Here is a 24,167-nt window from a genome sequence, read left to right as displayed (position 1 = left end):
ATGGCATTATCCCCGATTTCGGGTATTTTCCAGCCGCTCGATCATGTCCTCTACCATGTCTGGTTCCAGATGGCGAATTTTCCGCGCCAGCAGGTTGGCAAGGGCGGTATATCGCGCCGGCAGACCGGCCGTATCGACCGTGACCCTGGGGTCGGACCCCTCCGCCAGCCGCAGCAATTCCTCCGCCTCATCCCAGATTATGTTGAAATAGCCGCAGACGCGCTGGATGAATTCGAAACTCGGTCGGCCGCGGCGGCCATGTTCCAAAGCCGAAAGATAGGCGGGAGACACACCGATGGCCCGCGCCATCTCCTGTTGCGTCACCCCTTTTTCCCGGCGCAAGTCCCGCAGCGCTTCCCCGAACGGCGTCACGTCTCTCCCCCGCGCCGACTGAGGCGCACATAAAGGGCCCCCTCGCCGCCGTGATGGCGGGCGGCGGGCTCGTAGGAGGAGATCAGGAAGCGGAATTCCGGCTTGGCAAACCACATGGGCACTGCGCGCTTCAACGCCCCCTCGCTTCCAAGAGAACTCCCCTTGCCGGTAATCACGAGCACATGACGCAGGCCGCGCTCATGCGCCCGCATCAGAAAATCGAGCAAGACACCATGCGCTTCGCTCTGAAACATGCCGTGCAGGTCGATGCGCGCTTCAAGCGGCAGCCGTCCCCGCGCAATCTTGCGCTTGACCGGACGCTCGAGGGGCTGGTGCACGCCTTTCGGGCGCTTCTGCCCCTCCTGCGGAATTACGGCAGCCGGCGGAGTTCCACTGCTGCCCGCAGGCGCGCCGCGATCGCCGATCTCGGTGTCGAAACTGTCCTCGAAGGCCAGCAAGTCTTCTAGCCGGCCCGGAAGCGGCTTGGCCGTTTTGGCGACCGTGCTCCAGAGGATCCGCTCTTCCGCACTGAGCTTGCGTTCCTTCTTCATCCGCTCATCCTGCCTGCGGCAGCCTTGGGCACAAGAAGAAAGAAATCGGCCGGATTGCGAACCGTTCCGGCCAGATCGCCGGCCCGGTCACCCGAGCCGGTGAAAATGTCCCCGCGCGATGGTCCGACAATTGCAGACCCGGTATCCAGCGCCATCATCAAACGGGCAAACGGCTTGCCCTCATCCAGATGCGTCAAAGTCTCCGAACGAATGAAGAAGGGAAAGCCGAAAGTGTGGATCTGCCGATCCACGGCAAGCGACCGGCCCGCCAGAAGCGGCACCTTCGCCGCCGCAATCGGACCCAGTGCCGGATCATCGACGGCCGCGTCGCGAAAGAAAATATAGGAACGATTGTGCCAGAGCACCTCATCAACCTGAGCCGGATTCCGATCGAGCCAGGCCCGTATCGCCTGCATCGAAATTTCGGCTGCGGGAATCTCACCGCGATCGATCAGGAGCTTGCCGATCGCCGAAAAGGGATGTCCGGCCTTGGCAGAATAGGTAATGCGCCGTATCCGCCCGTCGGCATAGCGCAGCCGAGCGGCGCCTTGAACATGAGCAAAGAAGACATCCACTTTCGACCGCGCCCAGGCGATCTCCAGACCCTGGCCGTCAAGATAGCCCTGGTCGATCTCCCGCCGGTCCGGATAGGGAAGAATGTCTTCGCCATGCCGGCGTGCAAAGACATAGGATGCATCCAGGCCGGCCGGCCGCTCCTTGTCTTCCAGATCGATCAGATCCGCCGGCCGCCGGTAGAAAGGATATCGATAGCCGGAGTCTGGCCGATCCGAGACATCCACCTCCGGTTCATAAAAGGCGGTGACGAAGCCCTGGCTGCCATCATCGCGCAGGATGAGGAAGGGAACCGTCTCCTCTTCGAAGAAGCGACGGGCAGCCTCAGGGCTGTCGGCTCTGGCGGCCTGGGCTGCCAGAAGAAGCCCTGTCAGATCCTGCGCAGTCAGCCCGAGAGCCCCGGTGCGGTATGGTTTTGCAGTTCGAAGATGAGAAAGACAGGACTGCATCACAGAGAAGAGGGGGCGGGGATCATCTGTCTCCCACCCCCCCATCTGTGAAAATTGCGTGCGCTGAAGGGAGAATGTCTCCGCCACGATCAATGCTCTGATTCGGTTGCAACCAGTTTCCAGTTGGGATCACGCGACCGCGTGTCACGCGAGAAGGTCCAGATGTCGATGACTTCCGCCACAGCCTCGGCATCGCCATCGATCAAGGTACCGGCACTGTCATAGGTGGCCGAGATCAGCTGGCTAACGATCCGCGTGGTGACAAGCTCCTCGTGACCCTTCACCGCCACCTGGATGATATCGGCCTTGTCGATGCCGACAAAGCTCGACTTGACGACTTCGCCGCGCGCTTCGCGTTCGGCGATCGCCGCCTCGAAGCCTTCGAAGACCTCCTTCGACAGGAGCGACTTCAGCGTCTTGCGGTCGCCATCGGCAAAGGCCAAAACGATCATCTCATAAGCCATTCGGGCGCCGTTCAGGAACTCCTTCGGCTGGAAGGAGGGATCGGCCTTGACCAGGTCGCGCAGCCCGTCATTCAGCGCTGTGCCCGGCTTTGCCACGGCGTCGATCTCGCTCCAGCGATTATCGTCCTCGGGCTGATCCCGACGCGGCAGGGTCACCACTTTGCCATCGTCACCGCCGGGGCCGCGCGCTGCATCCCGGGCACTGAAGGGATCGACCGGCGGCTTCTCATTGCCGGTTCGCCGTCCAAGAACACTGCGCAACTGCAAAAAGATCAGCACTGCCGCCACGAGGAAAAAAAGAGTTATAAAATCGTTCGCGCCCATTTTCACCCGCGGTGTCGTTGGAATTGCCAAGCTTTCTACTCATATAGTCATATCGGGCCATCATTCAAATACCGGGATGGCTGTTCGCCTCGACCTTCATCAAGCTTTCCGGACCAATCATGCGTCTTTTCCTGTTTCCGCTTCTGTTCTTCGGCCTCCCGCTGGCGGAAATCGCCGGCTTTGTCGTCGTGGGGCGCTGGCTCGGCCTGTGGTCGACGCTGGGTCTGGTGATCCTGTCTGCGTTTATCGGCATTCTCCTGTTGCGACAGCAGGGCCTCAGCCTTTTGCGGGAGATCAGCGAAGAAAGCCGTCAGGGCCGCACGCCGGCAAAAGCCATTGTCAGCGGAGCCATGATGGTGGTGGCCGCCATCCTCTTGATCATTCCGGGCTTCCTGACGGATCTGATCGGCATCCTGCTCTTTCTTCCGCCAGTCCGACACAGTCTCTGGAACCGGATCGGCCGCGCAATCGTGGTTCGCACCAGCTATTCGCGCACGACGGCAGGAGGGTTCGGAAGTGGGCCAAATCAGGAGCCGCGAACGCCGCCGGCCAGCCGCACGATCGATCTCGACGAAGAGGATTTCGAGCGGAAGCCCAGGACATCCTCTTCCCCCTGGTCGGACCGCCGACTGGATGACAAATGACGGCAAAGGGTGAGGCGAATACGGAAGGTGCAAGTCCCCGCCTCGCGTGCCGGTCCCACTCGATTTCCAGGCTTTGCCCACACGGTTGAAGGTGCAGCGGAAAGGACAGCCCCGTCGAGGCTGACCAAGGCTTGATCGGAGCCGCTTCCGGGCCGGGCTGAGGGTTGTAAGGTTTTGGGCGAAGTGTTAGAGGGCGCAAACGACTGAAGCCGAGGAACAGCCAATGGCCAACGAAAATCAGACGCAATCTCCATCGCTCACCATTCTTGCGCAGTACACGAAGGACCTCTCCTTCGAAAATCCTGGCGCTCCCCGTTCGCTGCAGGCCCGCGACAAGGCTCCGTCGATCAATATCAACGTGAACGTCAACGCCAATCCGCTGTCCGACACGGATTTCGACGTGGTCCTCACGCTGAACGCCGAAGCCAAGGATGGCGACAAGGTCGTTTTCGTGACGGAACTGGTCTATGGCGGCGTCTTCCGCATTACCGGATTCCCGCAGGAGCACATGCTGCCGGTGCTGTTCATCGAATGCCCGCGCCTGCTCTTCCCCTTCGCACGCCAGATCATTTCGGATGTCACGCGCAATGGCGGTTTCCCGCCGCTGATGATCGACCCGATCGATTTCGGCCAGATGTTCGCGCAGCGCGTCGCCGAAGAGCAGGCGCGTGGCCAGACCCCTTCGCTGAACAGCTGATCCATCCATTTCGCCACAGCAAAAAGCCCGGCCAGTTCATCCACTGGTCGGGCTTTTTCTCGTTCCGTTTGCTGAGAGCAATTCGCCGCCTCTAGCGGTACCGACTCCAAAGCGCTTTTTCGCCGAGGCTTGCGATCATGGCCTGATGCTCCCGCACAGCCTCTTCCGTCAAGCGCGGGGGAAGCGGACGCGGACGGATCAAGGCTGACACATCGACGGTGTCGACTTCCACCACCGTCGTGACCTGTTCGACGCCGGACAGCCCGAGCGCGGCCTGGCGGCCGCCGATCATCTCGATATAAACTTCCGCCAGAAGTTCGGAGTCGAGAAGCGCGCCGTGCTTCGTCCGGTGCGTATTGTCGACGCCATAACGGCGGCACAGGGCATCCAGCGAATTCGGTCCCATCGGGTGCTTGCGCCGCGCCAGGGACAGCGTATCGATCACCTGCTCCTGCGGCACCGGCGGCAGCGACAACCTGGCGAGTTCGGCATTGATGAAGCCCATGTCGAAGGTGGCATTATGCGCGACCCATTTGGCATCCTCAAAGAAGCTCAGCAAGTCACCGACGATCGCGGCGAAACCCGGCTTGTCCTTCAGGAAGTCATCGGTGATCCCGTGCACCGCCAGGGCGTCCGGATGCACCTTCTGCGCGCCGGGATTGATATAGACGTGAAAGGTGCGGCCGGTGGGGAAATGATTGAGAAGTTCGATGCCACCGATTTCGATCACACGGTCGATCTTGTTGTCGAGGCCCGTGGTTTCCGTATCGAAGATGATCTCACGCATGTCCTTCTCCTTCTGCCGCCCGCTTGCGGATCTCGGCAATCACCGTCTTCACACGGGCACGCGCCGCTTCCAGGCCAAGGCCGGTATCGATGAGGAAATCCGCCCTCTTCCGTTTCTCGCTGTCCGGCACCTGGCGGGACAGGATCAGCTCCAGCCGCTCCGGCGTCATTCCAGGCCGGGCCAGAACCCGCTCACGCTGAATCTGCGGATCGCAGGTCACCACGACAATCACATCAACCCGTTTTTCGGCCCCGACTTCGAAGAGCAGCGGAATATCGAGCACCACCATATCGGCACCGGCCGCCTGCTGCGTTGCGACGAAATCCTGCTCATGCGCCTGAACGAGCGGATGCACGATGGCCTCCAGCCGCTTGAAACCGCTTGGATCGATGGCCAGCCGACGCCCGAGCTCGACGCGATCGATCACACCCTTGCGCGTCACGCCCGGAAATTCCGCCTCTACCGGCTCCACCGCTTTGGACTGATAGAGCGCATGGACGACGGCATCGGCATCATTGACGGCAATACCTTCCGCCGCGAACATCTGCGCGGTCGTCGATTTTCCCATGCCGATGGAGCCGGTCAGTCCGATCTTGATCATGCAGTCTTGCCCATATCGGCAATCACCAGATTGCGCAGATTGTCGTCGACGACGGGCCGCTGGCCGAACCAGGTTTCGAAACCCGGAACCGCTTGGTGCAGGAGCATTCCGAGGCCATCGACGGTTGTCAGTCCTTGCCGGCGCGCCTCCGCCAGGAGCGGTGTCTCCAGGGGAACATAGACGATATCCGTGACAATCGCTTGCGGAGCCATGACGCTCAAGTCGATATCCACCGCAGTTTCACCATGCATGCCGAGCGATGTGGTATTGATCAGCAGGCGGCTCCCGCGCAGGAGCTCCGGCAAGGCCGCAAAGGAATGGGCAAAAACGGGAGAGCCGAAATGGCGAGCCAGATCCTGCGCCCGCGGCAGCGTACGGTTGACGACATGGATCTCTCCAATTCCCCTGTTGCGTACGGCCTGGATGACGGCTCTGCTCGCACCGCCCGCCCCAAGAATGACGACGCTACCGATCTTGTCCCACCCTGGCGCCCGTGCATCGAGATTGGCGGCGAAACCATAACTATCGGTATTGGTGGCTTTGATCCGGCCCTCTTCCACCCAGATCGTATTGGCAGCGCCGATTTCCCGTGACAACTCATCCGGCTCGTCGGCGAGGTGATAGGCACGTTCCTTATGAGGCAATGTTACATTGCCGCCGCGATAGTCGCCTTTCGACCGCAGGTCGGAGAAGAAGGTTTCAAGCTCCGCTTCCGGCACATCGATCGCCTGGTAGCTGCCAGCCAGGCCAAATTGCTTCAGCCAATAGCTGTGAATGAGCGGCGAACGGGAGTGACGGATGGGCGAGCCGATAACAAAGGCTTTTTTTTCTGTTTCACGTGAATCAATCATTAACGGCCCCGCGTTCCCTTAACGCCTGCAGGAGGGGCAGCAGAGGCAGACCGATGATCGTGAAATAATCTCCGTCTATCCTCTCGAACAGGCGGATCCCCTCGCCTTCCACCTGATAGCTTCCGACACTTTGAAGCACTGTTTCGCCGGCTCGCGCCAGATAGGCATCGACCGCCTGGGGCGTCAAATTGCGCACCGTCATCGCCGCCTGGACGACGGTTCCCCAGACCATATTGCCATCCAAGGCAAGCGCCACGCCGCTGTTCAGATAATGTGTCTTCCCGGAAAGCGAGAGAAGCGCCTCACGCGCCTCCTCCAGCGTGGCGGGCTTGTGATAGACCCGATCGCCGAGCGACATGGTCTGATCCGATCCGATGACAAAGGCATCGGCATGACGCCGGCTGACTTCGATAGCCTTCGCCTGGGCGAGCACCAGGGCCACGCGCTGCGGGTCTGCGCCTTCCGCCTGCAATCGGGCCTCAATTGCCCGCTCGTCGATCTTTGCGGCTTCGGCCTGAAAGACCAGTCCGGCATTGTCCAGAAGCTGCCGGCGGAACGGACTGGAGGAAGCCAATATCAGCGATCTGGTCATGAAAAACTCCGTCTCGGCATGCAGGTGACGATAGCGGCGGAACCTGATTTCCAGCAGCAATCGCGCGGCAAAAATACCGCCCTGCAGCAATCCCGGTCGCGCCAGAGGCGTGATCGCGCAGGCACTGCCGGGCGTGATTCGTCCTATCTCAGCTTCGGGCGAAGGGCAACGATCGCCGCTGCCGTTTCTTCGATCGACCGCCGCGTCACGTCGATGACCGGCCATTGGTGCCTCGCGCAAAGGCTGCGCGCATATTTGAGTTCCTCATTAATATTGGCACGGTCGGTATAGTGACTGCGATCGAAGCCCGCGACCGTCCCAAGTTCACGATGTTCGCGCACCTGCGAGATGCGATCGGTCGTGGCGATCAGCCCCACCACCAGCGGCCGGGTTGCATGAAGCAGACTGTCCGGCAGCGGCACGCCTGGGACAATCGGCAGATTGGCGGCCTTGATGCCTCTATTGGCAAGATAGATGCAGGTGGGTGTTTTGGATGTGCGGCTGATGCCGACCACGACGACATCCGCCTCGTCGTAATTATCCGCCATCTGACCATCATCATGATCCATGGCGAAATTCAGCGCTTCGATGCGCTTGAAGTAATCGGAGTTCAAAACATACTGCGCGCCCACCCGGCGCCTGGATCGATCGCCAAGATAGGTCTGGAACGTTGCCAGCACAGGCTCGAGAAGGTTGACGCTCGGCACGCCGATCAGCCGGCAGCTCTCATCCACGTGCCGCGCCAGGTCTTCATCGACAATGGTATAGAGGACGATGCCCGGCTTGTCGTCGATCGCCTCCAGCACGGGCGTGAGCTGACGACGGTTCCGGATCAAGGGATAGACATGTTCGATGGGAAGGGCCGAGCGGAACTGTGCCGAGGCCGCACGTCCGGCGGAGATGAGAGTCTCTCCCGTGGAGTCAGATATCAGGTGCAGATGAAAGAAGCTTTTGCGGTTCTCCACGATAATCTTCTCCCTCTGTTCATAACCTGGGACAAAGACCCGGCCCCGGCGAGATGGGAGCGAGGTGCCGGGATAAGTCGCAGTTTATCCACATTCGGCGCTGCCGGGGCAAACTCAAAGCCGCGATTGTGGGTAACTCGGATAAACCTCGGCTGCCGTCAATCTATCCACAGTTGCTCCACAGCACAATCACGGCCTCGACTTTCGCTAAGCCATTGATACTGAGACGCGATTTGGCTTGTCCCAATTCACCCATCACACAGGCTCACGATTATCCCCATGTGGGCCTGTTGTCGCAGCCGGACGGGCTGGGCTGTGCAAGATTGATGATCCTTGCTACTCACCGACTCTAAGAATCATCAAAAGAAAAGATTCTATCTTTCTTTGTTTTGGAGGAAGCCTCTTGGCAGCAGTGCGCCGCACGGTGATGGAGGTCCTGAACGGATCGACTGTCACACCGCCCCCTATCTGGCTGATGAGGCAGGCAGGCCGCTATCTGCCGGAATATCGAAAGACCCGTGCGGAAGCAGGCAGTTTCCTCGATCTCTGTTACACGCCCGATCTGGCAACGGAGGTGACGCTTCAGCCGATCCGCCGCTACGCCTTCGATGCGGCCATTCTGTTTTCGGACATCCTCGTCATTCCGGATGGGCTGAAACGCAACGTGCATTTCGTTGAAGGATCGGGACCGAAAATGGATCCGATCGATGAGGCAGGGATTGCTGCTCTCGAACCTTCAGGCGTTCTGCATCACCTCAACCCGGTCATCGAGGCGGTGGCGAAGATCAGGAGCCGCCTGCCGGAGGAGACAACGCTGCTCGGCTTTTGCGGGGCGCCCTGGACCGTCGCGACCTATATGATCGCCGGGCATGGAACCACCGATCAGGCGCCCGCCCGGCTCTTTGGCTATCGCCATCGCCAGGCCTTTGAGCAGCTTCTCGCTGTGCTCGCCGAGCTTTCTGCCGATTATCTCGTCGCGCAGATCGATGCCGGTGCCGATGCGGTACAGATCTTCGACAGCTGGGCCGGGGTACTCGGTGAAGACGAATTCGAGGCCTATGCCGTGCAACCGATGGCGCGCATCATCCGCTCCGTCAAATCGAGGCGGCCGCAGGCCAAGATCATTGCCTTTGCCAAGGGTGCGGGTCTCAATCTGCGGCACTATCGCCAAAAGACCGGCGCCGACATGATCGGGCTCGACTGGTCCGTTCCCTTGAGCTTTGCGGCCGATCTGCAGAAAGACGGACCCGTGCAGGGAAATCTCGATCCGATGCGCGTGGTCGCAGGTGGCAAGGCTCTGGATGAGGGTATCGACCGCATCCTGTCGGTCCTCGGCCATGGACCGCTGGTCTTCAATCTCGGCCATGGGATTACGCCGGATGCCAATCCCGATCACGTCACGCAATTGGTGAAGCGGATCAGAGGCTGATCATGGAGCGGCAGACGGATGCATCGGCGGGACGAAAGGCGGCCTTGCGCGCCGTCGTGGCGCTTGCGGTCTTTCTCGGCGTCCTCGCCGCCGTCTTCGTCAGCCGGCCGGACGATCTCTATCTCTGGATCAAGGCCTTCCACGTCATCGCGGTGATTGCCTGGATGGCGGGCCTTTTCTATCTGCCGCGTCTGTTCATCTACCACAGCGACGCGCCGTCCGGCTCGCAGCAGGCGGAGACCTTCAAGCTCATGGAGCAGCGCCTGCTGCGCGTCATCATGAACCCCGCCATGATGATCAGCTGGACGCTCGGCCTCTACCTCGCCTGGGACGCATTTCGCTTTTCCGGCGGCTGGCTGCATGCCAAGATCGCGCTTGTTCTGCTTCTGACGGCGGCGCACATGCATCAGAGCCGTGAGGTCCGTCGGCTGGCGGCGGACGGGGCGCCAAAGCCGGCCCGCTATTGGCGGATGATGAACGAAATCCCGACGGTGCTGATGATGCTGATCGTCATTCTCGTCATCGTAAAGCCGTTCTGAGCCTTTTAGTTTTAAGGAACCCCCTTGCGATACGCAAAACGAACGGCTATTTTCCTCGCACTTCTCTCTCGTAGTTTGTGTGTATTCGTAGACATCCGCGACTGATCGCGGAAGCCCATCCCGCAAACACGTCATTTCCCTCAAAAGTCCAAAGCGGTCCTAACTTCATGGCTGAAATGAAGCTTCAAGAACTCAAGAGCAAGTCGCCCACCGACCTGCTGACCTTCGCTGAATCCCTGGAGGTCGAAAACGCGAGCACAATGCGCAAGCAGGAACTGATGTTCGCGATCCTGAAGGTTCTCGCCAGCCAGGATGTCGAAATCATTGGTGAAGGCGTCGTGGAAGTGCTGCAGGATGGCTTCGGCTTCCTGCGTTCGGCCAATGCCAATTACCTGCCCGGCCCGGACGATATCTACATTTCGCCCTCGCAGATCCGTCGGTTTTCGCTGAAGACCGGCGATACGGTGGAGGGGCCGATCCGTGGTCCGAAAGAAGGTGAGCGCTATTTCGCTCTCTTGAAGGTCAACACGATCAATTTCGACGATCCGGAAAAGATCCGCCACAAGGTTCACTTCGACAATCTGACGCCGCTCTATCCCAATGAGCGCTTCAAGATGGAACTGGATGTTCCGACATCCAAGGACCTCTCCGCCCGGGTCATCGACCTGGTGGCGCCGCTTGGAAAGGGACAGCGCGGCCTGATCGTCGCGCCACCGCGCACTGGTAAGACGGTCCTATTGCAGAACATCGCCCACTCGATCACTGCCAACCATCCTGAATGCTACCTGATCGTTCTTCTGATCGACGAGCGTCCGGAAGAAGTCACCGATATGCAGCGCTCCGTACGGGGTGAAGTCGTCTCCTCGACCTTCGACGAACCGGCTGTCCGTCACGTTCAGGTGGCGGAAATGGTCATCGAAAAAGCCAAGCGCCTGGTCGAACATGGGCGGGATGTGGTGATCCTGCTGGACTCGATCACCCGTCTTGGCCGCGCCTATAACACCGTCGTGCCTTCATCCGGCAAGGTCCTGACCGGTGGTGTCGATGCCAATGCCCTGCAGCGTCCGAAGCGCTTCTTTGGTGCGGCTCGTAACATCGAAGAAGGCGGCTCTCTGACAATCATTGCCACAGCTCTGATCGATACCGGCAGCCGCATGGATGAAGTCATCTTCGAAGAGTTTAAGGGCACCGGCAACTCGGAAATCGTGCTGGATCGCAAGGTCGCCGACAAGCGCATCTTCCCGGCCATGGATATCCTCAAATCCGGTACCCGCAAGGAAGACCTTCTTGTTCCGCGGCAGGATCTGCAGAAGATTTTCGTCCTGCGCCGCATTCTTGCCCCGATGGGAACCACCGATGCGATAGAGTTCCTGATCGACAAGTTGAAGCAGACGAAGAACAATGGCGACTTCTTCGACTCGATGAACACGTAATCCTTAGCCGGATTCCATCGACGGGATCGTATGCCAGCGGGGCTGCATGACGACGGCTTCTGATACAATCTTCGCTCTGTCGAGCGGGTCGGTTCCTTCCGGCGTGGCCGTCATTCGCTTGAGCGGTCCGCGCGCCTTTGATGCCGCCAATGCCCTTGTGGCGGGACTGCCACGGCGCCGCGATATGGTTCTTCGGTCGATTCGGAGCCGTAACGGCTCTCTCATCGATCGCGGGCTGGTTCTCACCTTTCCGTCTCCTGCCTCCTTCACCGGAGAGGACTGCATTGAGTTCCAGGTGCATGGCGGACGCGCGGTTGTTCAGGCCATTGCTGACGCCTTGAAAGGCGAGGGGCTACGACCCGCAGAGGCGGGCGAATTTACGCAGCGCGCTTTCGACAACGGCAAACTGGATCTCGTCGAGGTTGAAGGCTTGGGAGATCTGATCTCCGCCGACACGGAGATGCAGCGCCGGCTTGCCATAGAGCAAAGCGCCGGAGGCCTTTCGCGCCGGTATGCAGACTGGGCAGAGCGCCTTACCCGTTGCCGGGCTTTGATTGAAGCCGAACTTGATTTTGCCGATGAGGATGATGTTCCGGGCTCTGTTTCCGATCAAGTCTGGTCTGTTGTGGACCAGGTTCGCAGGGAGATCGACAGCCAGAGCGACGCCACCCTCCGCGCTTCCGCATTCCGCGACGCGTTCAAAGTCGTCATCCTCGGCGCTCCCAATGCCGGAAAATCAAGCCTCCTGAACGCGTTTGCCAGACGCGACGTCGCCATAGTCACCGAGATTGCCGGCACCACGCGCGATGTCCTTGAAGTAGACCTGGATTGGGATGGCTTCCTGGTGCGCCTCTCCGATACTGCAGGGCTTCGCGAGAGCCAGGATCAGGTGGAACAGGAGGGTATCAGGCGCGCTAAACGCGCCGCCGCTGAGGCCGATCTTGTTCTTCTTCTGCGATCCGTCGATTCGGTTCCGGAACAACCCGCCTTCGGCTCTGATGCCCCTCCGATCCTCCGGATCTGGAGCAAGGCCGATCTGGACGTTCCGCCCCAGGAAGAGATGGACGCGGTAATCTCCGTCGAAAGCGGACAGGGCCTCGACGATCTGCGGCAGCTGATCCTGGAACATGTCAAACGAGAATGGACCGCCATTTCAGCTCTTGGCGCCGGACGAATGCGCCACCAAGGCCATCTGCAAAACGCTTCCCTTTATTTGCAGGACGCGTTAAAGGAGGACCAAGTCGATCTGCGCGCGGAAAGCCTGCGCCTGGCCGCCGACTGCTTCGGCAGGATCACAGGCCGCGTCGATGTGGAAGATCTGCTGGATGTGATCTTCTCAGAGTTCTGCATTGGGAAATGACTCACGTGAAACACTGCGTCAGCAGTCGGTAGGATCATGAACAAGTTTGATGTCATCGTTATTGGCGGCGGGCACGCAGGTTGCGAAGCTGCTTCAGCATCGGCACGGCTTGGCGCCAAAACGGCACTCATTACGCATCGCCGGGATACGATCGGTGTCATGTCGTGCAATCCTGCAATTGGCGGCCTTGGAAAAGGCCATCTCGTGCGGGAGGTCGATGCGCTTGATGGATTGATGGGACGGGTTGCCGACCAGGCCGGCATCCAGTTCCGCCTCCTGAATCGCAAGAAAGGCCCTGCAGTCCGCGGGCCGCGCACGCAGGCCGACCGCAAGCTTTACCGCAAGGCGATGCAAAACGAGATCGCATCGCAGGAGAATCTCATCGTCATCGAGGGGGATGCCTTCGATCTGGAACACGCGGATGGAGAAATCTGCGCCGTCATCCTGGCTGATGGGCAGCGTCTGTCGACCAAATCCGTCGTCTTGACAACGGGTACCTTTCTGAGAGGTGTCATCCATATCGGCACAAGCACCACGCCGGCCGGCCGCGTAGGCGAAGCACCCTCTACGGGGTTGTCGCACACGCTTCTGTCCCTCGGTCTGGCCCTGGGCCGGCTGAAGACCGGGACGCCGGCGCGCCTCGATGGCCGTACCATAAATTGGGATCAAGTTGGCCGCCAGGAAGCGGACGAGGATCCCGTACCCTTCTCCTTCATGACCGACAGCATCACGACGCCGCAGATCGCCTGCGGCGTCACCCGAACCACCGAGGCGACGCATCGGATCATATCCGATAATATTGGCAAGTCGGCCATGTATTCCGGGCAGATCAGCGGGGTCGGGCCACGCTACTGCCCGTCTATCGAGGACAAGATCACCCGGTTCGGAGAGCGCGACGGCCATCAGATCTTTCTGGAGCCAGAGGGTCTCGATGATTCCACCGTCTATCCGAATGGCATATCGACCTCCCTCCCCGCTGATGTGCAAGAGGCATTCATTCGGACCATTCCAGGACTGGAAAGTGTTGACATTATTCAGCCCGGCTATGCGATCGAATATGATCATGTTGATCCGAGAGAGCTCACGCAAGATCTCCAGCTTCGCAAGATGCCTGGCCTCTTTCTCGCGGGCCAGATCAACGGAACGACAGGATACGAGGAAGCGGCAGCGCAGGGTCTTGTTGCAGGCCTCAATGCCGCCCGGCGTGCGCAGGATCTGCCGAGCCACAGCTTCAGCCGCACAGATTCCTACATCGGGGTGATGATCGACGATCTAACTTCGCGCGGCGTCAGCGAGCCATACCGGATGTTCACGTCACGGGCCGAATATCGTCTGTCTCTGCGCGCCGACAATGCGGATAGCCGGCTCACTCCCATCGGTATCCAGCTCGGCCTTGTCGGCTCCTCCCGCGCCGATCGGTTCCGCGCTTATGATGAGGCGATGCAGCGGGGCCGCAAGACACTTCATGAGGTCAACCTGACGCCGCAGCAGGGCCGAACCCATGCGCTCCACTTGAATGCCGATGGGCAGCGTCGCTCGGGCTATGAGCTCTTGGCACACACCGACATCACCATCGCAAGACTGGCCGAAATCTGGCCGGAGCTTTCCGCTCTCCCGCCAAAGGTATCTGAGGCGCTGGAAATCGAAGCGGGCTACGCCGTCTATCTTGAGCGGCAGCAGACTGATCTTCAGGCCGTTCGCAGGGATGAAGAGCGGCAGATCCCAACTGACTTCGATTTTTCAAGGATATCCGGCCTATCGAATGAGTTGAAAATGAAGCTGGACCGGGTGCGGCCGAAAAATATTGCTCAGGCTGCCAAAGTCGATGGCATGACGCCAGCGGCCCTCGCTTTGCTCTTGTCTCTGGTCAAGAAGCACCCCATCATGCCTGCATCCCGAGTCTCTTGATGAAATTGAACGGAATAAGTGTTTCACGTGAAACGGAGCAGAGGCTGACGGCGTTCGAAGCCCTGTTCCGGCGCTGGGCGAAAGCCATCAACCTTGTCGCTCCATCCACCAAGGGTGATCTGTGGCAGCGCCATATCGCCGATAGTGCTCAGATCTTCCAGCTCTCACCGAGGCCTCAGACCTGGATCGATCTCGGCTCCGGGGGCGGCTTTCCGGGCATCATCACAGCCATCTTGCTCACGGAGTTGAATGATGGCTGGGTTCATCTGGTGGAGAGCAATCAGAAAAAGGCCTCTTTTCTGAGGACCGCCCTGCTGGAGACCGGCGCCCGCGGCACGGTCCATGCCGTCAGGATAGAAGAAGCCTCTGCGCAAATTACCCACTGCGATTGCATTTCCGCTCGGGCACTTGCGGATCTTTCGTCGCTGCTGAACTATTGCGCCCCTTGGATGACAGATCATCCAGAGGTGCGGGCCTATTTGCACAAAGGCCGGGATTATGCCGCAGAGATCAAGAAAGCCGATAGCAGCTGGTCGTTCGATTTGATACAACATCGAAGCGCGATCGAAGATGATTCCGTGATTTTAGAAATCTCCGATTTACGGCGCAAGGATTGATCTCCGTTTTAGGTGTCCGATGTCCCAGCTGAATCGCATCATCACTATCGCCAATCAAAAGGGCGGAGTCGGTAAGACCACAACCGCAATCAATCTCGCGACTGCGCTGGCGGCGATCGGCGAAAACGTCTTGATCGTCGATCTCGATCCGCAGGGTAATGCCAGCACCGGCTTGGGGATTGAGCGCCGCGACCGTAAATTATCGTCTTATGACGTCATGACAGGCAGAGCCTCGCTGCCGGAAGCGGCCATCCCAACGGCAGTCCCGAACCTTTCTATCGTCCCCTCCACCATGGACCTTCTGGCGCTGGAGACCGAAATCGGCCGTGATTCCGATCGCGCATTTCGTTTGAAGCGTGCCCTCACCGGTCCGAACTCAGACCGTTATAGCTACATCCTTCTGGACTGCCCGCCCTCTTTCAACCTGCTGACGATCAATGCCATGGCAGCGGCTCATTCTGTGCTCGTGCCCCTGCAATGTGAATTCTTTGCGCTTGAAGGTTTGAGCCAGCTTCTTGATACCGTGAATCAGGTGCGCCAGACCGTCAATCCGGGTCTGGATATTCAGGGCGTCGTGCTGACCATGTTCGATGCGCGCAACAATCTCGCGCAGCAGGTGGTCAGCGATGTCCGCACCTATCTTGGCGACAAAGTTTACCATACCTTGATTCCGCGCAATGTCCGCGTGTCAGAGGCTCCCTCTTATGGTAAGCCGGCTATTCTTTACGATCTCAAATGCGCCGGTAGCCAGGCCTATCTCCAGCTGGCTTCGGAGGTGATCCAGCGGGAACGTCGGCGCAAGGCCGCCTAAACGTCGGAAGGTAATGGCATGAATGATGAACCGTCAAAGCGGCGCCTCGGCCGCGGTCTTGCTGCATTGATCGGCGAGATCGATCAAACTCTTCCGCTTTCAGAGGCTGCTCCGAAACCCGTGAGCGCCGATCGCCTTGTGCCGATCGAGCATATCAGCCGCAATCCCCGCAATCCCAGACGCATGTTCGATGAGGCTGAGCTTCAGGATCTGTCCAGCTCGATCCGTCAGCATGGCATCGTGCAGCCGGTCGTGGTGCGCCCGCGCGGCCAGGCCTTTGAAATCATTGCCGGCGAGCGCCGCTGGCGCGCGGCGCAGCTGGCGGGTCTGGTCGAGATCCCCGTCATCGTCCGCGATGTCGATGATCGCACGGCTCTTGAAATCGCCATTGTCGAGAATGTCCAGCGATCGGATCTCAATCCGCTTGAAGAGGCTCTCGGCTATGAGCAGCTGATTGCAGATCACGGCTATACGCAAAACGACCTCGGCGAGATCATCGGCAAAAGCCGCAGTCACGTCGCCAATAGCCTGCGGCTCCTGAAGCTGCCGGATCCAGTGCGTGACATGCTGGCGTCCGGGGATTTGTCGGCCGGCCATGCACGTGCTCTCGTATCCACCTCCGATCCTGCCAGTCTCGCCCGCACGATCGTGGCCAAAGGCATGTCGGTCCGCGACGCGGAACGTCTGGCGCAGAACGACATCAAGGCCCAGTCGGAGCCATTGCAGGCGGGCCGCGCAAAGGAAAAGGATTCCGATACGCTGGCTTTGGAACGCAGCCTGTCCGATTCGCTAGGGCTCGATATCAAGATCAATCACAAGGGAACAGGCGGGCAGATCAGGATCAGCTACCGCACTCTGGAGCAGCTCGAGGAAATCTGCCGTCTCCTCGAACGCCGCTAGCGGGTTCCGTCCCAACATTTGCATCCGTTTGTTTCACCCTGGCCCGTGCTGCGCCGCACGGTCTACGAGATGATACCGTCGCCGTGCGTCCGCCGAGCGGCTGGCGCATAGCCGTCACGCAATCGCTCCCGGATGCTCAAGCTTTAGCTTACCCGGGGATTCCGGTGTTTTGACGGGTCAGCGGTTTTGGGCGCGTGCCGATTGCAAGGCCGTCGCCAGCAATGTCTGGGCGGCGATCGTGTCTTCCAAGACCGAGCGCTGGCGCGATTGCAGAATGGCGTTTTGCAACCGATTGGCTTCCCGGGCAAGCGCAGCCTCGCTCCAGTTGCGCAGGGCCTTTTCAAAGAGCGGCTTGCGTTTGAAGTGAATATGCCGTCCGGTGGTCTGCATGATCTGCGCGGCAGATGTCCGCTTCTCGTTCATTTCGTTACGCATGCCGTCCAGCAGCTGAAACTGCTTAAGGCAAGCCTGCAGAACGAGAAAGATCGGCGTCTTTGATGCGGTGATCTTCTGCAGCGCGTGATGGAGCCCCGCAACATCGCCTTTCAGGATGCAATCAACGGCATTGTCGGTGGAAATGGCGCTGGCATCGCCAATGATCTCTGTCACCTGCTCCTCGCTGATCATGTCGCTGCCGCGGCAGTAGAGGACGAGCTTGCGAATTTCGTTGCGCGAGGCGACACGATCGCCGCCCAGCACGCTGAGCAGACGTTCCCGCGCATCCGGTGCGATCCGCAACTTCTCCGTCGCGAGTTCCTCATCGATCAGCTGGTTGAGAGCCTTGGCATCATCGGCATAGCAGGGCACCGCCACGGAAAACTTGCCGGCCTCGCAGAGCTTGCGCAGCGCGCTGGTCTTTTTGAGATCTCCGGCCTCGATCAGGAGCAGGTTGTCCGGCGGGCCGAGCGACAGGAGGGTCTGCAATCCGTCTGTGAGAGCCTTGTCGGCACCGCTTCCCTTGACCCAGATGAGTTTCGCCCCGCCGAAGAGACCGAGCGAATTCACTTCGTCCACCAGGCGACCGGGATCGCCCTGGAGATCGCTGAATTCAAGCTTCGTGAAGGAAAAGGGATCGTCGGCTTTGACGCCCGCTTTCGAAGCCAGCGCACTCGCCCGCTCCGAGACCAGACCGCGATCTGGCCCATAAATCAGGAAGATCCGGTAGAGATCGACCGCCTTCGGCAAAAAGCGGTCGAATTCATAGGCTTTGATTTCTGCCATCAGTCCTGTCGGCCGAGAATGGCCGCAAGATCGGCACGGATGACTTCCGCCAATTCGCGGCTTGCCCGGTCCTCTGCATCGCGATAGGCCCGCAGTTTGGAGAATTCCTGGTAACCGATATCGACCAGCGATGTCACTGAGCGCGTGGCGGATTTCAGCACCTTCGAGTCCCGCGTGGCAATCAGCGCGTAGGTGACGGTCACCGTCACCCGGCCGGGCGTCAGCGCGGTCGAGATCTCGTCGTCCAGAATATTGGCGCGGACGGCGCTGACATTCATCTGAAGCTGATAATCCGCCTGGGCCGGCTCGCCGCTTCCACCATTGAGGAGGAAGACGAGACGGTTGCGAACATTCTGCTCCACACGGTCGTCAGCAGCGGAAATCTTCACCGCCGCAAGCTTGCCCGGCACGGTGCCGGCTGACGAATAAAGCGGGCGCACCTGGCACCCGGCCAGCAGTGCGAGGGTGGACAGGACAAGGATGGTACGGCCGGCGCGCCGCAGGGCAGGCAGAAGCTCAGACGACAATGTTGATGATCCTCTGTGGGACGACGATGATCTTCTTGGGCTGACTACCGCCCAGGGCTGTCTGAACGGCGTCAAGCTGCAGAGCTGCCTTCTGAACGGTATCTTGGTCCGCATCGCGGGCAATTGTCAATTCCGCTCGCTTCTTGCCGTTGACCTGGACAGGCATCAGGACCTGATTATCGGCCACCAATTCGGGATCGAATTGCGGCCATGCGGCTTCAGCCACATAGCCGTCGAAGCCGAGTGTCATCCAGCATTCTTCCGCCAGATGCGGCGTCATGGGCGCAATCAGCTGAACGAGAATGCGCGTGGCGTCCCGCATGGCGCAGACATAGGCCTCGTCCTCCTGGCCACCCGCCACCTTGCCAAGCGGTCCGGCGAGACTGTTCACCAGTTCGTAAATGCGGGCGACGGCCTTGTTGAAGGCCAGCTTGTCGTAATCAGCCTGGACCGCCTGCAGGGTCTTGTGGGCGGCTTGCGAGATCGCCATTGCCGGACCATCCTTAGCCGGCTTTGCCTCAGCAGTGCGCAGAACGGGCGCCGCTTCGGCAATCAGACGCCAGACGCGCTGAACGAATCGGTGTGCGCCTTCCACGCCCGCCTCGGACCAGATGACGTCGCGATCGGGAGGCGAGTCCGACAGAACGAAGAAGCGTGCGGTATCGGCGCCATAGGAAGCGATGATATCGTCCGGATCCACGACGTTCTTCTTCGATTTGGACATCTTCTCGATCGAGCCGATGGCCACTTCTTCGCCCGACGACAGGAGAAAGGCCTTGCGGGTGCCGCCGTCATCCTCGATGCGGATATCGACAGGGGCGACCCACTGGCCGTTCTGACCCTCGCCGAGACGATAGGTCTCATGCACCACCATGCCCTGCGTGAAGAGGCCCTTGAAGGGCTCCTTCAGGCTGACATGACCCGTCTCCCGCATGGCGCGGGTGAAGAAGCGGGAATAGAGCAGATGCAGAATGGCATGTTCGATGCCGCCGATATACTGATCCACCGGCAGCCAGTGATCGGCCGCTTGCGGATTCGTCGGCTTGTCTTCCCAAGGCGCGGTGAAACGCGCGAAGTACCAGCTTGAATCGACGAATGTATCCATCGTATCGGTTTCGCGACGCGCTGCCTTGCCGCAGCACGGGCAGGACACCTTCGTCCAAGTTGGATGACGATCCAGCGGATTTCCCGGAATATCGAAGCTCACATCGTCCGGCAGTTTTACCGGCAGATCCTGCTTGGGCACCGGTACCACGCCACAATCCTCGCAGTGGATGACGGGAATGGGGCAGCCCCAATAGCGCTGACGGGAAATTCCCCAGTCGCGCAGCCGGAAATTCACTTTGCGGGCGGCCTGCGCTGCATTGCCGAGCTGCTGCGCCGTCAGTCGGTCCGCCACTGTCTGGAAGGCGGCTTCGGTCGTCATGCCGTTCAGGAAGCGCGAATTGATCATCACGCCGTCGCCGTCATAGGCCTCATTGCCGATGTGGAAGTGCTCGGCATCGCCATCGGCCGGCATGACGACGGGAACGACGGGAAGATCGTATTTCCGCGCAAAGTCCAGATCCCGCTGATCGCCGGAAGGGCAGCCGAAAATGGCGCCCGTGCCGTAATCCATCAGGACAAAATTGGCGATATAGACCGGCAGTTCCCAGGCCGGGTCCAGCGGATGCCTGACCGTCAGCCCGGTATCGATGCCCTTCTTCTCGGCCGTTTCCAGTGCCGCGAGAGACGTGCCGTGGCGACGGCATTCCTCGCAGAAGTCGTTGATATCCGGCCGCTGCTCGGCAAGCGCCTTCGCCACCGGGTGATCGGCGGAAATGGCCAGGAAGGAGGCGCCAAACAAAGTATCGGGTCGCGTTGTGTAGACCTCGATCTCGCTGCAATCGGCGGCCGATCGAGTGGCTTCCGACATTTCCCAGCGGATGGTCAGACCCTCGGAGCGGCCGATCCAGTTCTTCTGCATCAGCCGGACCTTTTCCGGCCACTGATCCAGCGTGTCGAGCGCGTCCAGCAGATCCTGCGCGAAATCCGTGATCTTGAAGAACCACTGCGTCAGTTCCCGCTGCTCGACGAGCGCGCCGGAACGCCAGCCGCGACCCTCGATCACCTGCTCATTGGCCAGAACGGTCTGATCTACTGGATCCCAGTTGACCTTGGATTGTTTGCGATAGACCAGGCCCTTTTCCATCATGTCGAGGAAAAGATATTGCTGCCGATGGTAATATTCGACGTCGCAGGTGGCGAATTCGCGCGACCAGTCCAGCGACAGGCCCATGGACTTCAACTGCGCGCGCATGGTTGCGATATTCTGGTAGGTCCATTCCTTCGGATGCACCTTGTTCTGCATGGCCGCATTTTCAGCGGGCATGCCGAAGGCGTCCCAGCCCATCGGGTGAAGCACGTTCAAGCCGCGCGCCCGCTTGTAGCGCGCCACCACGTCGCCCATGGCGTAATTGCGCACATGGCCCATATGGATGCGGCCGGAGGGATAGGGGAACATCTCCAGCACGTAATATTTTTCGCGCGGGTCGTCATTCCGGGTCTCGAAGGTCTTGGCTTCGGCCCAGGTGGTCTGCCAGCGGGGTTCGGCATCGCGCGGATTGTAACGTTCGGTCGCCATTTCGGTGCATTTCCGGGTCTGAATAAGATCGGTGACCTTCACCACGAATGTTCGGAAGCGTCAAGTTTTCCAGCCGCTTCCCGTCCATTTCCGGCGCATTCGCGACGGTTGGCCCTTCCCTAACGACCGCTCTGGCGCTAATCGCCCTTGTGCAACCAGGGAGAACCGCGATGACTGTTGAGGAACGCCTTGCCGAAGTCCGACGGAAAATGGCCGAGGCCGAGCATAATGCCGGCCGTGACAATGGCAGCGCAATGCTGGTGGCCGTCTCGAAGACCTTCGATGCGGATGCCATCCGTCCCGTGATCGCCTGCGGCCAGCGCGTGTTTGGCGAAAATCGCGTGCAGGAAAGCGAGGCCAAATGGCCCGGCTTGAAAGCCGAGACAGACGGGATCGAACTTCACCTGATCGGTCCGCTGCAGTCGAACAAGGCTGCCAACGCAGTCGCGCTCTTCGATGTCATCGAGACGATCGACCGGGAGAAGATTGCCCGGGCCGTGGCGGCGGAAATGAAACAGCAAGGGCGTTCGCCCAGGCTCTATGTCCAGGTCAATATTGGCATGGAGCCGCAAAAGGCCGGGATCGAGCCGAAGGCAACCGTCGATTTCGTCCGCTTCTGCCGTTCGGAGCTCGACCTTCCGGTGGAGGGCCTGATGTGCATTCCGCCTGCCGAACAGAATCCCGGTCCCTATTTCGCGCTGCTCGCCAAGCTGGCGGAGGAATGCGGCCTGGCAAAACTGTCGATGGGCATGTCGGGCGATTACGAAACGGCCATCGCCTTCGGCGCAACGAGTGTACGGGTCGGATCGGCGATTTTCGGCGCGCGTTGACAAAGCACAAGAGGAGACGCGGCCCCTTCCTCTTTCGTCGGGCTTCACCGGAAAGCATCCTGTCCCTAGACTAGGGCGGAGTTCGATGGGGAGGACGTCATGGAAAGCCGATATGAATCCGTCTATGCAGGTTGGCGTCAGGATCCGGAAGGGTTCTGGGCCGAGGCGGCAAAAGGCATCCACTGGTTCACGCCGCCGGAAAGGATCTTCGATCCGGAAGCCGGCACCTATGGCCGCTGGTTTGTCGGTGGCACCACCAATACCTGTTACAATTGCGTGGACCGCCATGTGAATGCCGGGCGGGGAGAGGACCGCGCGCTGATTTTCGACAGCGCCATGACCGGCGAGCAAAAGACCTTCACCTATGCCGAAATGCTGGCGGAGGTTCAGGCCATTGCGGCCGTACTGAAGGGCATGGGCGTGGAAAAGGGTGATCGGGTGATCATCTACATGCCGATGGTGCCGGAGGCGATCTTCTCCATGCTTGCCTGTGCCCGGCTGGGCGCCATTCATTCCGTCGTGTTCGGCGGGTTTGCCGCCCATGAACTGGCCACCCGGCTGGATGATTCGCAGGCCAAGGTGGTGATCAGCGCCAGTTGCGGCCTGGAGCCCGGCCGTGTCGTCCCTTATAAGCCGCTGCTGGATCAGGCGGTCGACATGGCCAGGGTAAAACCGCAATCCTGCCTGATCCTGCAGCGCGACCAGTTGCACGCAGTGCTGCGATACGAACATGGCGACCGCGATTTCGCCCAGGCGGTGGAGGCCGAAAGGGCGCATGGAACGGTGGTGCCCTGCGAGCCGGTGGCGGCGACCGATCCCTTATATGTTCTCTATACCTCCGGCACGACAGGCCAGCCCAAGGGCGTGGTGCGCGACAATGGCGGCCATATGGTCGCCCTGCTCTGGAGCATGCGGCACATTTATGGGGTAAAGCCCGGCGAAGCCTTCTGGGCTGCCTCGGATATCGGCTGGGTGGTGGGCCATTCCTACATCGTCTATGCGCCGCTTCTTTCGGGAAATCCGACAGTGGTCTACGAAGGCAAGCCGGTCGGCACGCCGGATGCGGGTGCCTTCTGGCGGATCGTGGCGGATTACGATGTGCGGGTCCTGTTTACCGCACCCACAGCCTTTCGCGCCATCCGCCGCGATGATCCCGACGGGGATCTCGTCAAGCGGCACGACCTTACCAAGCTGCGTGCCCTCTTCCTCGCCGGCGAAAGGGCTGATCCGGAAACGCTGAAATGGGCGGAACGCATGCTGTCGGTTCCGGTTGTGGATCACTGGTGGCAGACGGAGACGGGCTGGCCGGTCGCCGCCAATCCGCTCGGGCTGGGACTCCTTCCGGTCAAGCATGGCTCCCCGGCGGTGCCGATGCCGGGTTATGCACTGTCTGTCGTGGATGATGCGGGCCACCCGGTCCCTGCCGGAACGCTCGGCAACATCGTCATCACCCTGCCCTTGCCCCCCGGCTGTCTGGTCAGTTTCTGGAATGCGGACCAGCGCTTTCGCGAGACCTGCCTCGAGGAATTTCAAGGCGCCTACAAAACCGCCGACGCGGGCATGCTGGACGAGGACGGCTATGTCTATGTGATGGCGCGGACCGACGATATCATCAATTGCGCCGGCCATCGCCTGTCCACCGGTGCCATGGAAGAGGTCTGCGCCATGCATCCCGATGTCGCGGAATGCGCCGTTATCGGCGTCGCGGACGTGCTGAAGGGGCAGATCCCCTGCGGCTTCCTGGTCTTGAAGAACCGCGTCTCGCGCGATCCGGCGCTGATTTCCCGCGAGGTCGTCGACCTGGTGCGCAGCGAGATCGGGCCGGTGGCGGCCTTCAGGACGGTGATGATCGTCGAGCGTCTGCCGAAGACCCGTTCGGGCAAGATTCTGCGGGGCACTATGCAGAAAATGGCGGATGGGCTGCCGTGGAAAATGCCGGCGACCATCGACGATCCGGTCATTCTGGACGAAATCGGCGAAATCCTGACGCGGCATGGCTATGATTGCAACCGGACCGCCCAGGATGTGGGCATCCGGTAGGGCGGCGGGAACGCGACCTGTCGATCATGGGCTTGTGCCAGGATCGACGTCACGCCGCT

Annotated in this window: 24 protein-coding genes; 12 read left to right on the top strand and 12 right to left on the bottom strand. The window is 60.2% G+C overall.

From position 1 onward, the window contains the following. Positions 1–6: 6 nt before the first annotated feature. Genes QTJ18_RS21760 through QTJ18_RS21745 form a run of 4 tightly spaced genes read right to left on the bottom strand, consistent with a single transcriptional unit; the run spans position 7 to position 2,733 of the window. Positions 7–372, bottom strand: coding sequence for a helix-turn-helix domain-containing protein (locus QTJ18_RS21760; RefSeq protein WP_252755363.1), 366 nt, complete (start codon positions 370–372; stop codon positions 7–9). Next, positions 369–923 carry a Smr/MutS family protein gene (locus QTJ18_RS21755; RefSeq protein ID WP_252755362.1) on the bottom strand — a complete coding sequence of 185 codons (555 nt, stop codon included), beginning with the start codon at positions 921–923 and terminating at the stop codon, positions 369–371. The genes QTJ18_RS21760 and QTJ18_RS21755 overlap by 4 nt, the downstream gene beginning before the upstream one ends. Beyond that, complete coding sequence (mltA, locus tag QTJ18_RS21750) at positions 920–1,990, bottom strand: murein transglycosylase A (protein WP_252755405.1); 1,071 nt, start codon at positions 1,988–1,990, stop codon at positions 920–922. The genes QTJ18_RS21755 and mltA overlap by 4 nt, the downstream gene beginning before the upstream one ends. 44 nt (positions 1,991–2,034) lie before the next feature. Next, positions 2,035–2,733 carry a Tim44/TimA family putative adaptor protein gene (locus QTJ18_RS21745; RefSeq protein ID WP_252755404.1) on the bottom strand — a complete coding sequence of 233 codons (699 nt, stop codon included), beginning with the start codon at positions 2,731–2,733 and terminating at the stop codon, positions 2,035–2,037. Between the two features lie 119 nt (positions 2,734–2,852). Between QTJ18_RS21745 and QTJ18_RS21740 the strand changes: the two genes are divergently transcribed. Further along, positions 2,853–3,377 carry an FxsA family protein gene (locus QTJ18_RS21740; RefSeq protein WP_252755361.1) on the top strand — a complete coding sequence of 175 codons (525 nt, stop codon included), beginning with the start codon at positions 2,853–2,855 and terminating at the stop codon, positions 3,375–3,377. 223 nt (positions 3,378–3,600) lie between these two features. Continuing rightward, complete coding sequence (gene secB / locus QTJ18_RS21735; RefSeq protein ID WP_252755360.1) at positions 3,601–4,074, top strand: protein-export chaperone SecB; 474 nt, start codon at positions 3,601–3,603, stop codon at positions 4,072–4,074. Between the two features lie 91 nt (positions 4,075–4,165). Here the strand turns inward: secB and dnaQ are convergent, their stop codons facing one another. The 5 genes from dnaQ to QTJ18_RS21710 all read right to left on the bottom strand — a co-directional run bounded on the left by dnaQ (position 4,166) and on the right by QTJ18_RS21710 (position 7,870). Beyond that, on the bottom strand, positions 4,166–4,861 hold the full coding sequence (dnaQ, locus tag QTJ18_RS21730) for a DNA polymerase III subunit epsilon (protein WP_252755359.1): 696 nt from the start codon (positions 4,859–4,861) through the stop codon (positions 4,166–4,168). Further along, entirely contained in the window at positions 4,854–5,462 is a 609-nt protein-coding gene (coaE, locus tag QTJ18_RS21725; protein ID WP_252755358.1) for a dephospho-CoA kinase, read from the bottom strand. The genes dnaQ and coaE overlap by 8 nt, the downstream gene beginning before the upstream one ends. Further along, positions 5,459–6,313, bottom strand: coding sequence for a shikimate dehydrogenase (locus QTJ18_RS21720; protein ID WP_252755357.1), 855 nt, complete (start codon positions 6,311–6,313; stop codon positions 5,459–5,461). The genes coaE and QTJ18_RS21720 overlap by 4 nt, the downstream gene beginning before the upstream one ends. Continuing rightward, the gene (locus tag QTJ18_RS21715) at positions 6,306–6,905 is read right to left on the bottom strand and encodes a Maf-like protein (protein ID WP_252755356.1); all 600 of its coding nucleotides are present in this window, start codon (positions 6,903–6,905) and stop codon (positions 6,306–6,308) included. The genes QTJ18_RS21720 and QTJ18_RS21715 overlap by 8 nt, the downstream gene beginning before the upstream one ends. A gap of 143 nt (positions 6,906–7,048) precedes the next feature. Continuing rightward, positions 7,049–7,870 carry a pyruvate, water dikinase regulatory protein gene (locus QTJ18_RS21710; protein WP_252755355.1) on the bottom strand — a complete coding sequence of 274 codons (822 nt, stop codon included), beginning with the start codon at positions 7,868–7,870 and terminating at the stop codon, positions 7,049–7,051. Positions 7,871–8,297: 427 nt separating this feature from the next. On the opposite strand from QTJ18_RS21710, the gene hemE reads away from it, so the two are divergent. From hemE to QTJ18_RS21670, 8 genes are all read left to right on the top strand, one after another. Beyond that, entirely contained in the window at positions 8,298–9,299 is a 1,002-nt protein-coding gene (gene hemE / locus QTJ18_RS21705) for a uroporphyrinogen decarboxylase (protein ID WP_489667281.1), read from the top strand. A gap of 2 nt (positions 9,300–9,301) precedes the next feature. Continuing rightward, positions 9,302–9,838 (top strand): protoporphyrinogen oxidase HemJ, encoded by a 537-nt coding sequence (gene hemJ / locus QTJ18_RS21700; RefSeq protein ID WP_489667277.1) that lies wholly within the window; start codon positions 9,302–9,304, stop codon positions 9,836–9,838. 167 nt (positions 9,839–10,005) lie between these two features. Then, entirely contained in the window at positions 10,006–11,271 is a 1,266-nt protein-coding gene (gene rho, locus QTJ18_RS21695) for a transcription termination factor Rho (protein ID WP_139346276.1), read from the top strand. 46 nt (positions 11,272–11,317) lie between these two features. Then, positions 11,318–12,631, top strand: a complete 1,314-nt coding sequence (gene mnmE, locus QTJ18_RS21690) for a tRNA uridine-5-carboxymethylaminomethyl(34) synthesis GTPase MnmE (RefSeq protein ID WP_252755353.1) — start codon at positions 11,318–11,320, stop codon at positions 12,629–12,631. Between the two features lie 36 nt (positions 12,632–12,667). Beyond that, positions 12,668–14,539 (top strand): tRNA uridine-5-carboxymethylaminomethyl(34) synthesis enzyme MnmG, encoded by a 1,872-nt coding sequence (gene mnmG, locus QTJ18_RS21685; protein ID WP_252755352.1) that lies wholly within the window; start codon positions 12,668–12,670, stop codon positions 14,537–14,539. Further along, positions 14,539–15,156 (top strand): 16S rRNA (guanine(527)-N(7))-methyltransferase RsmG, encoded by a 618-nt coding sequence (gene rsmG / locus QTJ18_RS21680; protein WP_252755351.1) that lies wholly within the window; start codon positions 14,539–14,541, stop codon positions 15,154–15,156. Before mnmG ends, rsmG begins: the two co-directional genes overlap by 1 nt. Before the next feature lie 19 nt (positions 15,157–15,175). Beyond that, entirely contained in the window at positions 15,176–15,967 is a 792-nt protein-coding gene (locus QTJ18_RS21675; protein ID WP_252755350.1) for a ParA family protein, read from the top strand. 18 nt (positions 15,968–15,985) lie between these two features. Further along, on the top strand, positions 15,986–16,867 hold the full coding sequence (locus tag QTJ18_RS21670; RefSeq protein ID WP_252755349.1) for a ParB/RepB/Spo0J family partition protein: 882 nt from the start codon (positions 15,986–15,988) through the stop codon (positions 16,865–16,867). 177 nt (positions 16,868–17,044) lie between these two features. On the opposite strand, the gene holA is transcribed toward QTJ18_RS21670, so the two are convergent. From holA to leuS, 3 genes are read right to left on the bottom strand one after another with little or no spacing between them, the layout of a single operon-like run. Further along, positions 17,045–18,088, bottom strand: a complete 1,044-nt coding sequence (holA, locus tag QTJ18_RS21665; RefSeq protein WP_252755348.1) for a DNA polymerase III subunit delta — start codon at positions 18,086–18,088, stop codon at positions 17,045–17,047. Next, positions 18,088–18,615, bottom strand: coding sequence for an LPS assembly lipoprotein LptE (locus QTJ18_RS21660; RefSeq protein WP_252755347.1), 528 nt, complete (start codon positions 18,613–18,615; stop codon positions 18,088–18,090). The genes holA and QTJ18_RS21660 overlap by 1 nt, the downstream gene beginning before the upstream one ends. Then, complete coding sequence (gene leuS / locus QTJ18_RS21655; protein WP_252755346.1) at positions 18,605–21,238, bottom strand: leucine--tRNA ligase; 2,634 nt, start codon at positions 21,236–21,238, stop codon at positions 18,605–18,607. The genes QTJ18_RS21660 and leuS overlap by 11 nt, the downstream gene beginning before the upstream one ends. A 170-nt stretch (positions 21,239–21,408) precedes the next feature. Here leuS and QTJ18_RS21650 point away from each other — a divergent pair, with 170 nt between their 5' ends. Together QTJ18_RS21650 and QTJ18_RS21645 are read left to right on the top strand one after the other, a co-directional pair. Beyond that, positions 21,409–22,068 carry a YggS family pyridoxal phosphate-dependent enzyme gene (locus QTJ18_RS21650; protein ID WP_252755345.1) on the top strand — a complete coding sequence of 220 codons (660 nt, stop codon included), beginning with the start codon at positions 21,409–21,411 and terminating at the stop codon, positions 22,066–22,068. 99 nt (positions 22,069–22,167) lie between these two features. Continuing rightward, positions 22,168–24,108 carry a propionyl-CoA synthetase gene (locus QTJ18_RS21645; protein ID WP_252755344.1) on the top strand — a complete coding sequence of 647 codons (1,941 nt, stop codon included), beginning with the start codon at positions 22,168–22,170 and terminating at the stop codon, positions 24,106–24,108. Positions 24,109–24,167 lie beyond the last annotated feature (59 nt).

Origin of the sequence: Rhizobium sp. SSA_523 (assembly GCF_030435705.1) — a bacterium.
Lineage (GTDB): Bacteria > Pseudomonadota > Alphaproteobacteria > Rhizobiales > Rhizobiaceae > Neorhizobium.
Note: the sequence above shows the minus strand (reverse complement) of the source record. Positions and strands in the feature narration are given on the sequence as shown.